This is a genomic window from Haladaptatus sp. W1, assembly GCF_001723155.1.
Lineage (GTDB): Archaea > Halobacteriota > Halobacteria > Halobacteriales > Haladaptataceae > Haladaptatus > Haladaptatus paucihalophilus.
The window spans coordinates 1-9,805 of record NZ_MEIH01000119.1; the positions used below are offsets into that span (position 1 = coordinate 1).

General features: G+C 63.0%; 13 protein-coding genes. 8 read left to right on the plus strand and 5 right to left on the minus strand.

Annotated elements, in window-relative coordinates; all coding sequences use genetic code 11:
• The 4 genes from BG842_RS06545 to BG842_RS06560 all read left to right on the plus strand — a co-directional run.
• The coding region (locus BG842_RS06545; protein ID WP_342764795.1) for a PQQ-binding-like beta-propeller repeat protein at positions 1-1,082 on the plus strand (1,082 nt) is incomplete at its 5' end.
• 53 nt (positions 1,083-1,135) lie between these two features.
• Positions 1,136-2,410: an inorganic phosphate transporter gene (locus tag BG842_RS06550; RefSeq protein WP_069450153.1), complete on the plus strand. Its 1,275-nt coding sequence runs from the start codon at positions 1,136-1,138 to the stop codon at positions 2,408-2,410.
• Between the two features lie 71 nt (positions 2,411-2,481).
• Positions 2,482-2,922, plus strand: coding sequence for a universal stress protein (locus tag BG842_RS06555; protein WP_069450154.1), 441 nt, complete (start codon positions 2,482-2,484; stop codon positions 2,920-2,922).
• Between the two features lie 434 nt (positions 2,923-3,356).
• Positions 3,357-4,760, plus strand: a complete 1,404-nt coding sequence (locus BG842_RS06560) for a hypothetical protein (protein WP_069450155.1) — start codon at positions 3,357-3,359, stop codon at positions 4,758-4,760.
• 128 nt (positions 4,761-4,888) lie between these two features.
• Here BG842_RS06560 and BG842_RS06565 read toward each other — a convergent pair whose 3' ends face one another.
• The 3 genes from BG842_RS06565 to BG842_RS06575 form a co-directional block, all read right to left on the minus strand.
• Positions 4,889-5,476 (minus strand): uracil-DNA glycosylase family protein, encoded by a 588-nt coding sequence (locus tag BG842_RS06565; protein ID WP_069450156.1) that lies wholly within the window; start codon positions 5,474-5,476, stop codon positions 4,889-4,891.
• 158 nt (positions 5,477-5,634) lie between these two features.
• A complete protein-coding gene (locus BG842_RS06570; RefSeq protein ID WP_069450157.1) occupies positions 5,635-6,198 on the minus strand; it encodes a DUF99 family protein in 564 nt (187 codons plus the stop codon).
• Between the two features lies 1 nt (position 6,199).
• A complete protein-coding gene (locus BG842_RS06575; protein WP_007976574.1) occupies positions 6,200-6,379 on the minus strand; it encodes a DUF5786 family protein in 180 nt (59 codons plus the stop codon).
• Positions 6,380-6,460: 81 nt separating this feature from the next.
• On the opposite strand from BG842_RS06575, the gene BG842_RS06580 reads away from it, so the two are divergent.
• Together BG842_RS06580 and BG842_RS06585 are read left to right on the plus strand one after the other, a co-directional pair.
• Complete coding sequence (locus BG842_RS06580) at positions 6,461-7,126, plus strand: MBL fold metallo-hydrolase (RefSeq protein ID WP_069450158.1); 666 nt, start codon at positions 6,461-6,463, stop codon at positions 7,124-7,126.
• 94 nt (positions 7,127-7,220) lie between these two features.
• Positions 7,221-7,766 (plus strand): GNAT family N-acetyltransferase, encoded by a 546-nt coding sequence (locus BG842_RS06585; protein ID WP_069450159.1) that lies wholly within the window; start codon positions 7,221-7,223, stop codon positions 7,764-7,766.
• A 60-nt stretch (positions 7,767-7,826) separates the two neighbouring features.
• Here the strand turns inward: BG842_RS06585 and BG842_RS27275 are convergent, their stop codons facing one another.
• Positions 7,827-7,976, minus strand: coding sequence for a 50S ribosomal protein L40e (locus tag BG842_RS27275; RefSeq protein ID WP_007976579.1), 150 nt, complete (start codon positions 7,974-7,976; stop codon positions 7,827-7,829).
• 51 nt (positions 7,977-8,027) lie between these two features.
• The gene (locus tag BG842_RS06590; RefSeq protein ID WP_007976580.1) at positions 8,028-8,531 is read right to left on the minus strand and encodes a DUF367 family protein; all 504 of its coding nucleotides are present in this window, start codon (positions 8,529-8,531) and stop codon (positions 8,028-8,030) included.
• A gap of 264 nt (positions 8,532-8,795) precedes the next feature.
• Between BG842_RS06590 and BG842_RS06595 the strand changes: the two genes are divergently transcribed.
• Together BG842_RS06595 and BG842_RS06600 are read left to right on the plus strand one after the other, a co-directional pair.
• Positions 8,796-9,122, plus strand: coding sequence for a nuclear transport factor 2 family protein (locus tag BG842_RS06595; RefSeq protein ID WP_069450160.1), 327 nt, complete (start codon positions 8,796-8,798; stop codon positions 9,120-9,122).
• Between the two features lie 123 nt (positions 9,123-9,245).
• Positions 9,246-9,761: a hypothetical protein gene (locus tag BG842_RS06600; protein ID WP_254662953.1), complete on the plus strand. Its 516-nt coding sequence runs from the start codon at positions 9,246-9,248 to the stop codon at positions 9,759-9,761.
• Positions 9,762-9,805: the final 44 nt, after the last annotated feature.

Genomic DNA, 9,805 nt, shown 5'->3' on the forward strand with positions numbered 1-9,805 from the left:
GGTCCGTGTACGTCTCCTTCGAGCGGACGCTGTACGTCCTCTCGACCGACGACGGCTCGTTACAGTGGTCGTTCACGGGCGCGAACCGTGCCATCAACACCGTACTCGCGGACGATGTTATCCTCTTCGGGACCCGCGGTACGCTGTACGCGTTCGACCGCCGTCATTCGCTTCTCTCCACGGCCATCGACGGAACGGGTGAGTTCCTCACGTCCGGTTCGGGGATGGCGCTCTCGGGCATTCTCGTCGGGACCACGGCGTTCGCGGCGTACCGACGGTGGAACGATGACGACGAGGCGGTCACGGCGGACGCCACCGAACCGACGCTCGAATACGGTCGGCTCGACCGCCTCGCTTCGGACGCGCTCACCGAGACGTATCGCGTCAGGAAACGCACCGACGACGGCCCGGAAGTCGTCGTGGAGCGACACCTGACGGACCCGCAAGTCGCGGGGACGTTCCGCTCGGCGACCGAACGCTGGGCCGAGATGAGTGACCGACCCGGCGTCGTTCCCGTCCTCGAAACCGACGGCGACAGCATCGAATTGCCCTACTACGCGGACGGGTCGCTCGCCGATTCCCACCGGCCAGTCGAGGAGCGACTCGACGCGCTCTCGGACGCGAACACGGTGGTTCACGACGCACACACCGACGGCGTGATTCACGGCGGTCTGACTCCGAAGTCGATTCTCCTCGACGGCGACGACGTTGCCGTGGCCGATTGGGAACTGGCCGCCGCGCTGGCCGAGTTCCGCGACCGGTCGCCCTACGACGCGCCGGAGCAGGTCGCGGGAGAGGCGGGTGACGAGCGAACCGACGTGTACCGCCTCGGAGCGATTGCGACCTTCGTTCTGACCGGCGAGGACCCCGACGGGGGGTCGCTGCGCATGCTCGACCCGGAGTATCGGAAACTCATCCTCGCCCGGGCGGACCCGAACGAGTACGAATCGCTTCGCTCTGATTCCGTCTCACCGGAACTGTACGAGGTGATATCGAAAGCGATGGCGGACGACCCGGACGACCGGTTCGAGTCGGTCGTCGCGTTCGACGACATGCTTCGCTGGGCGGCGTTTCGCGCTTGAGGTGCGAGCAAGAACGAAATAGTTTGCCACCGTTGTACGAGTGGGGGGAGAGAGTGGTCACCGCATTACTGATAGTCGGATTGTTCGTTGCCGTATTCGTCGGCTACAACATCGGGGGGTCCTCGACGGGGGTCGCCTTCGGTCCCGCGGTCGGCAGCCGAATCATCGGGAAAGTCGGAGCGGCGGTGCTATTCACCGGTTTTGCCCTCTTGGGCGGGTGGACGGTCGGTCGAAACGTCATCGAGACCATGAGCAACGGTATCGTCCCGGCGAGCCAGTTCACGCTGGTGACGAGCATCATCGTCCTCTTTTTCGCCGGGTTCGCGCTGCTCATCTCGAACCTGTTCGGCGTGCCAGCGTCCACCTCGATGACGGCGGTGGGCGCAATCGTCGGCTTGGGGTTGGCGTCGAACACGCTCAACGAATCGCTGATGTTCACCATCGTCTCGGCGTGGATAGTCGCGCCGCTTTCGGCCTTCTTCGTCGGGTTGGTCGTCGGTCGGTACCTTTATCCGCATCTGGACGCCCGATTCTCGTTCTCACGCATCGAGGACGGATTGCTGACGGTGGACCGCTCGGGGTCGATTCCCCGACCGAAACTCGGCGGTAACGTCGGCAAACGAGAGGCGGGCGGCGCGGCGTCGGTGCTCATCATCGCCTGTTACATGGGTTTCAGCGCGGGTGCGTCGAACGCGGCCAACGCGGTCGCTCCGCTCATCGGAAACGGGTCGATAACCGCCAGCCAAGGAATCCTCTTGGCCATCGGGGCAATCGGGCTCGGCGGCTTTACCATCGCTCGCCGGACCCTCGACACCGTCAGCGACGGCATCACAGACCTGCCGATTCTGGCCGCGCTCATCGTCTCGCTCATCGGTGCGACCATCATCACGATTCTCTCGCGGCTCGGAATTCCGGCGAGTCTCGCGGTCAGCACCACGTCGTGTATCATCGGACTCGGGTGGGGTCGCGCCAGTCGCGCGGTGACGGTCGCGGAGGTGGCGGACACCGCGCTGCAGGGCGAACAGACCCCCACCGCGGAACTCTCCTCGGGTGCGTTGATAGCGGAAACGAGCGAATCCGAGATGCCGCCCGGCCCGACCATCGGCGACGTGGCGGACGGCGACGTTCCCGACCCGGGCACGGTCGGCGACGGCGGTGAAGCCGGAGAAGTGCCACCCATCGGTGAGGAGAGCATCGAGGAACTGACCGCGGAAAACCTGTTCGACCCGGCGGCGACGAGCCGAATCGTCCTCCTCTGGGTCCTCTCGCCGACTCTTTCGGCGGTCGGGTCGTTTCTCATCTTCGAGTTCATCCTGAACGTCGGGTGAGTTCGTTCCCCGGGAACAGCTGTCAACGACAGAGAAAACTGTTTTACTGGCGTTCGCCCGTCCAACGTGCCATGGGGGAACACGTTCTCGTTCCGTTGGATGGTTCGCCGAAATCGGTGGAGGCGTTCGAATACGCGGCGTCGATGCCGGACGTCGAACTCACGCTCATCACCATCGTCAACCCGTTCGATATCGACCCGCTCTCACCGGGGTATCAGTCGCCGATAGGGAAGTCGGGAATGCCCGCCTATTCCCAGGAGTGGTATCAAGAGGAGTGGGACAACGCACACGAACTGCACGAGGAACTCGGTGAGCAGGCGGACGTTCCGGTCGAGAGCGTCGTCAAGATGGGCCAGCCCGCCCGCCAAATCCTCGTCTACGCCCGCGAAAACGACGTAGACCACATCGTCATCGGAACTCACGGAAAGGACGACATCTCGAAAATCATCCTCGGCTCGGTCGCCGACAAGGTGATGCGCCGCGCGCCGATGATGGTCACGGTCGTCCGCTGATTCGTTCGGCCGTTCGCCGTTTCTCCCGGCCGTTTGCTGATTCGTGCGGTAAAGACGGGTCGCCGATTCCGATAGCGGTGGGTTGTTGATTCCGATAACAGTGGGTCGTCGAGTGTGACGATTGTCGCGCGGATTCACCGGTTTCGGTCGCAGTGGTGGTAGGTTTCTCGTCCGTCTCGGACGTTTCTTGCCGGATGGCACTCGTTGAAACCGGGTGCGTCCCGCGATTTTATTCCCGTCGGTGAGTGATAATACAACATCGGGATACGTATTCGAATCCCTACAATTTTTGTCCGTTTTACCGTTATAACTAGGTCCTACTCGCTAAGTATTGCCGACAGGCGGCTCATAACGAAATGTGAACCGATGTTTTACCAGGTTGCACTATGCGAGGAACCAATCGAAATCGCGGCAAGCTTAAACGCAGAGGGTATTTGAAGGGAATCGCGGCAACTGGCATCGGCGCCGGAGCAGTGAGCAAGTTCTCGGGCGCAACGAACGCGGCCACGGACGATGTCGTACAGGCGGACGGAGATAACGTCTACCTCATCTTCGGGGTTGACACCGACTCCACCGACCTCGAATCGTGGCTGGCAGACCACAAAAACGACCTCCAGACCAGTTCACAGGAGTCGTCGTCCGAGGTCATCCAGTATCAGGAGGTCTCCCAACTGAACGTCAACCAGCAGAAGTACGCCGTCGCCATCTCCATCGACGGTGGGGAGGCAGACGCCATCCAGCGCACCTACCAGAACAACCAGAACGTGCAGGCGGGGAAGGCGTGGTCGAAGAACGCGAAGGCCGACCACAAGAAACAGACGTTCAAGGACGTCAAGAACGCCTACATCATCTTCGCACACGAGACGGAATCGAGCGAGTTCTCTGGGTGGGTCGTCAGCGACGACGAATACCAGAGCGAACAGTCCGCCGACGCCGAAATCGACCAAGAACAGGAGGTCGGTCAGGTCAACTACAGCAGTCAGAGTCGCGCCGTCGCGGTCGCCGAAGGCGGAAGCTACGCCCGTTCCTACCAGCGAAGCTACCAGCTCAACGAGAACGTGCAGGACGCGGAGGCGCTCGCGAAGAACGTCGGCGATGGCGATAACCAGAGCGCCGACTCGTCCGTCGACCAGTCACAGGAAGTCAACCAGCTGAACTACAACAAACAGGGCGTCGCGGTCGCCCTCGCCGTCGGCGAGGGCAGTACCGCCAAGGCGTGGCAGATCAGCTGTCAGTTCAACCGGAACAAGCAGATAGCGAAGGCCACGGCGCTCAACTTCGACCTGACCCCCGTCAGCGAGTACATGTCCACCGCCAAGATGACGGGCGACTACTCGGACTCCGACGTGAAACGCACGTCGGACGGGTCGATGCAGGCAAACGAGCAGGGTGCCGAATCCGAAATCGACCAGTTCCAGGACGTCAGCCAGCGAAACTCCAGCGTGCAGAACGCGGCCTTGGCGGTCGCGCTGAACGGTAGTGAGTCGACGGCAACGCAGGCCAGCTATCAGGGCAACTTCAACGCCCAAATCGCCTCGGCGACCTCGGTCAACGTGGACGAGGGCGGCCTCCAAATCGAGGGCGTGGTGAAGGGTACCGACGCGAAAGGCGACGGGTCGTGGGCGGTCGCGTACGACAAAGGCCACAACCAAGTCAACACGCAGAAAGCCATCAGCGAAATCGTACAGGAACAGTACATCGAACAGCTGAACGTGAACGAGCAGAACAGCGCCATCGCGTTCTCCATGGACGACGGTAACGCGACGGCGGAACAGCTCAACTACCAGCGGAACGAGAACGTCCAGTACGCCGAATCGAACGCGGGCAACGAGTGCTGAACTGGCCGTTTCGAGGACGAACCTGAATCCGACTCGTCGGTGACACGGCAACTCGCCCGTCGATTCGTCGCTATTTTCCCCGCCTTACAACGCCAGATTCGACGCCGCACTCCGTCTTATTCGAACGGTTAGAAATCGCCGAGGTTCGACTGGCCGCCGTTCGCGCCCGCCATCGTCGCCGCCTTGTCGAGCGCGCTCTCGAACGTGGACTCCTGACTCCGGTCGTAGAGCGTGGCGGCGGGGTGCAGGCAGACGAGCACGTCGCGTTTCGTCCCGCCGAGTTCGACGGCTTCTATCGACCCGGCTTCGTTCGTCACTGCCACGTCCCGGTCGAGGACGTGCTGGCTCGGAACTTTTCCGAGCGTGACGATGACGTCGGGGTCCACGAGTTCGATTTCCCGTTCCAGATACTCCCGGCAGTTGCCGAGTTCTTCCGTCGTCGGGTCGCGGTTCTCCGGCGGGCGACAGCGAACGCAGTTGGTGATTCGAACGTCCGCCCGCGACAGTCCCCTGTCGCGGAGTTTTTCGTCCAGCACCGACCCGCTCCGACCGACGAACGGTTCGCCCTGTTCGTCTTCCCGCGCGCCCGGTGCTTCCCCGATGAATAACACGTCCGCGTCCTCCGGACCGACGCCGTTGACGATTTGACTTCGGCACTCGACTAGTGCCGGACAGCGCGTACAGTCGGTGACGTCCAGTCCCTCCATCGTACCCATGGTCGCCCGAACGGGTGGGACGTATTAAGTATCCTCGGCCTACGCCGTGTCAATCGAACGGAGAGAATCGACGGCGGCTCCGACCTCGTATGACCGCTCGCCCGAGCGGTCCGTTCCACCGCACTGCGCCTCAGCGGTCCGTTCCACCGCACTGCGCCTCAGCGGTCCGTTCCACCGCGCCACTCGTCCGCGGCGCGGGCGGCCAACCGCGCGACGCGGAGCGGTTCGGGTCGGCCGCCCTCGGGCGTGAACGCCCGGACGACATCGCGGGCCTCTCCCTCTGGAAGGCCGACCTGTCGGACGAAGACCGTCTGGTCGTTGACCGCGAGTTCGCGCCGCGGCGGTTGCCCCCGATAGCGTTCGCGCCGTCGGTCGAGCGCATCGCCGGAGAACTCGGCTTCGAGCGATTCGAGCAGGCCGTCGCTCTCCTCGAAGGTGACGGCGATGACCGGTCGGTCGGTCGCTTCGTGAAGGCGGTGCATGTCCACCACGTTGTACCACGCGAGGGCGATGCCGCCGACGAGGACGTAGCGTACGTCTTCGCGGTCCAGTCGCTCCACAAGGTCGATAATCCCGTCGGTCACGTCCGTTCCGCCGACCGTACAGTCTCCAAAAACAAAACCGTCCGTCACCCTGCTCGCGCGGGTGACCACGCCAGCGAGCGTGCTGGTGTCACGGCGGTAAGATTCCGCGACACCGAGCGCTCGAACACCCGACTTCACGCTACTCTTCGTCTTTGATTTCGCTGAGTCGGTCCAACAGCTCGTCGTTCGATGCCCCAATCTCGAAATCTACGCTGCCTTCGTGGTCGTGCTCCGACGTTTCGACACCGCTGTCGTCGTCCAAGTCCGCGCTATACTCCCGATTTTCTTGTTCTGATTCGTCGTAGCTCCCGAAGCCCATACGATAGTTAGTATGCACTTCGAGCACTAAAAACGCTCGCCGCCCGTCAGAATTTTGGTAGATGGGGCAAAACGACCCGATATGCAAGTCGTCACCGTCACCGCCGACGCCGAGACGTTCACCTGCAACGCGTATCTCGTGCTCGGCGAGCGCACCGTCCTCGTCGACGCCGGGGCGATGGATGGCGTCGTGGACGTCATCCGCGAACACACCGACACGCTCGATGCGGTCGTCCTCACTCACCAGCACGGCGACCACGTCGAACAACTCGACGCCGTGTTGGACGAATTCGACGCGGAACTCGCCGCCTACGCCCCGCATCCTCGCCGCGATACGCCCCTCTCCGACGGCGATACGGTTCGTATCGGCGACGAGGAGTTCGAGGCCGTGCACACGCCCGGCCACGCGGACGACCACCTCGCGTTCGTCAGCGAGTCGACCATCTTCAGCGGCGACGTCGTGGTCCACGACGACGGCGCGTTCGACGACGGCAGTTTCGGACGAACCGACATGCCGGGGCAGTCCCGCGAGGAACTCATCGAGAGCATCCGCGACCTCCTCGACCGCATGCCGGATTCGGTCGAACACATGTACGCCGGACACGGCGACGAGTTTCACGGGGACGGTCCCGAGAGCCACGCTTCCGGGAGCCAGTCGGAACGGCAGGGCAGTTCTGGCGACGTGCGCGACGTCATCGAAACCGCACTGGAGCGGGCGGAGAAACGCGAACCGAAGTATCCCGAGTGAGCGACGCTCCGTGTCGCCGGATAGCGAGACGCAACGTGTCGTGTGATGGCACGCATCGAACACGCTTTTCTCCTCGGTCGAACCTCTCTCTTTCATGCCCGGACCCGTCTTTCTGTACGGCGACCGAATCGAACTCAGGACGGTCGAAGAGGAGGACTTGGACTTCCTGCAGGAGACCATCAACGACCCGAACGTCCGCCGGTTCCTCGGCAGTCGCTCGCCCATCAACGGCGAACAGGAACGAGAGTGGTACGAGGAGCGCGCCTCGGACACCGACACCGACCACGTGCACCTGCTCATCTGCCGCGACGGCGAAGCGATGGGAACCATCGGGCTTCACCCGCACGACTCGACGGGTGTGAACGCCGAAATCGGTATCTCGCTCGCCGAGGAGTTCTGGGGCGAGGGCTACGGTACGGAGGCCAGTCGGCTCATCACCGACTTCGGGTTCCGCGAGCGCCGCCACCACCGAATCTTCGCCCGCGTCTTCGAAGGCAACGTCGGCTCCGCCCGCATCTGGGAAAAGCTCGGTTTCCGCCACGAGGCGACACACGTCGAAGCCGAGTTCCTCGACGGCGAATACGTAAACGTCGAGCGCTACGCCGTCCTCGAAGACGAATGGTTCGGGGAAGACGAATAGCTGGACGCGGAGAAACGCGCGGCTCCCGGTTGCGATTCGAACGAAAAATCGGCGACCCGATTATGCGCTGCGCGGTTCCTTGCTCTTCGGACGAAGCTTGCTGTAGCCGCACTTGCGGCACTTCTCCGCTCGCTGCGGGTTGCGCGCGTTACAGCGCATGCAAATCATCTTTTCGAGCGTTCGTTTCTCTGCTGCGTCGAAACTGGCCATACCGTGCGTTTTCTTCCGCGCGCGTTTAAACGTTTTTGAGTCGCCCCGCCGTTACTCCTCGCCAGCGTCCAGATACTCCTGTTGTACCGCCACGACGTCGGTCGAATCGGCACAGTCGGCGTAGCGGCGGAGCGGTTCCGCGTTCAGTTCGAGGAACGTCTCCCCCCAGCGGAACTTCGAGAGTATCTCTTCCGCTTGGTCGCGCTCCCCGAGGATGCAGAGTCCCGCCGCGAACGCCTCCACGGTGTTCAACCGAAACGGCTTGCCGTAGTTGACGGGGTTCGCGGCGACGAGGAACGGCAACGCTCGGTGGACGCCGGGCATCTCGAACAGCGCCCGCTCCGCGCTCTCCCACGAACAATCGAGGGCGACGAGGGTGTCGGTTTCGGCGCGGTCGGCGGGCGACAGCGCCTGCTCCGCGTGCGGATTGAGGACGATGCCGTACGGCGTCGCTCGGGTCGTGCGGTGGAGTTCGGCGAGGTCGAACCGCGCGAGCTTCCGCGCCGTACACTTCTTCGGGTCGTCGTCACCCTCGTACCGGACGTGGAGGTTCACTGCCGAGCGCTTGGCGTGGCTCGGTAAAAAGTGGCGCGAAGAAGGCCCCGCCGGGGGTGCGGTGCTGTGCGGAGCGGAGCCGTATGGAAACAGTTCCTCTGTCGTACTGGCGTACCGGATTCCACCGGCGAATGTACGAGTTCGCGGGGACGACATAGCCGTTTATATGACTGCTATTGTGGCCTCAAATTTATCCCGCGGACTATCGAGAACTCAATAGCTCCTGCCGAGGGGATAAAGAGGGTCGTCCGCGTTGTCCCGCGTATGGACTCCGAAGCGGTTGTTCGGGCGTACTACGATTCCATCGACGCACACGACTACGAGACGTTCGCCGGGTTGTTCACCCCGGACGTGGTACACGAGCGACCCGACCGGACCATCGAGGGACGCGACACCCTCGTCTCGTTCATGCGCGACGACCGCCCGAACAAGGAGACGAGTCACGAACTCTCGCGGGTCGAGGAGAACGGGGAGTCGACCGTCGCCGAGGGCCGCCTGCTCGACGCCGACGGCGAGGAGATGTTCGCTTTCGAGGACGACTTCACCATCGTGGACGGCCGAATCGCACGGATTCGGACGCGGACGCGGTAGCCGTCCCCGCCGTTTCGACATCCGCAGAAATCATCTCCCCCGACCAACGAAAAATCAGCGCTCGAACATTCTTTACATATCAACCCGCCGTTTTTCGACATTTGGTACCTTGGTGCACAGTTGATGGCATCTTCACGAACGTCGGCGAATCGAGGCGCGCGGAACAAAGTCATGGGCACGATAGCCGTACTGGCCGTCGCACTGTTGCTCGCCGCGGCGACCGGGGCGTATCGGCTGTTTTCGTACTGCGCCGCGCTGTTCATCGTGGCGAACTTCGCGGCCGCGGCCGTCGAACGGAACGACGGCGAACTGAACCTCGCCCCCTATACGTGGTTGCTGGTCGGACTGGCCGCGGTTTTCGTGGCCGGGTTCAGCATAATCTGGCTGCAGTGGCATCCCGGCGTGACCGACTACACGTACGTCCTCGGCCTGCCGGTTTCCACGTTGGCGTACTTCGTCTTCCTCTGGTTGCTCCCGATACTCGGCGCGGTCTACTACGCCCTCGTCTTCCCGGACATCGGCAGCGACGACGTTGTTGACGACCTCATGGACGACGTGCGGCGGGTACAGGGACGCAAACAGCTTCCGCTGTCCCGTCGCCAGAACGGAACCCGACGGCGGCGAGTCCAGTGGTGCTGACCCCGGCGGCAAGTCGCCGCAAACGGACGGGGGTGACCGACGAT

Coding starts and splice junctions, on each gene's coding strand:
- BG842_RS06555 (WP_069450154.1), top strand. CDS start 2,482: ATGGGGGAACACGTTCTCGTTCCGTTGGATGGTTCGCCGAAATCGGTG.
- BG842_RS06565 (WP_069450156.1), bottom strand. CDS start 5,476: ATGGGTACGATGGAGGGACTGGACGTCACCGACTGTACGCGCTGTCCG.
- BG842_RS06575 (WP_007976574.1), bottom strand. CDS start 6,379: ATGGGCTTCGGGAGCTACGACGAATCAGAACAAGAAAATCGGGAGTAT.
- BG842_RS06580 (WP_069450158.1), top strand. CDS start 6,461: ATGCAAGTCGTCACCGTCACCGCCGACGCCGAGACGTTCACCTGCAAC.
- BG842_RS06585 (WP_069450159.1), top strand. CDS start 7,221: ATGCCCGGACCCGTCTTTCTGTACGGCGACCGAATCGAACTCAGGACG.
- BG842_RS27275 (WP_007976579.1), bottom strand. CDS start 7,976: ATGGCCAGTTTCGACGCAGCAGAGAAACGAACGCTCGAAAAGATGATT.
- BG842_RS06595 (WP_069450160.1), top strand. CDS start 8,796: ATGGACTCCGAAGCGGTTGTTCGGGCGTACTACGATTCCATCGACGCA.
- BG842_RS06600 (WP_254662953.1), top strand. CDS start 9,246: ATGGCATCTTCACGAACGTCGGCGAATCGAGGCGCGCGGAACAAAGTC.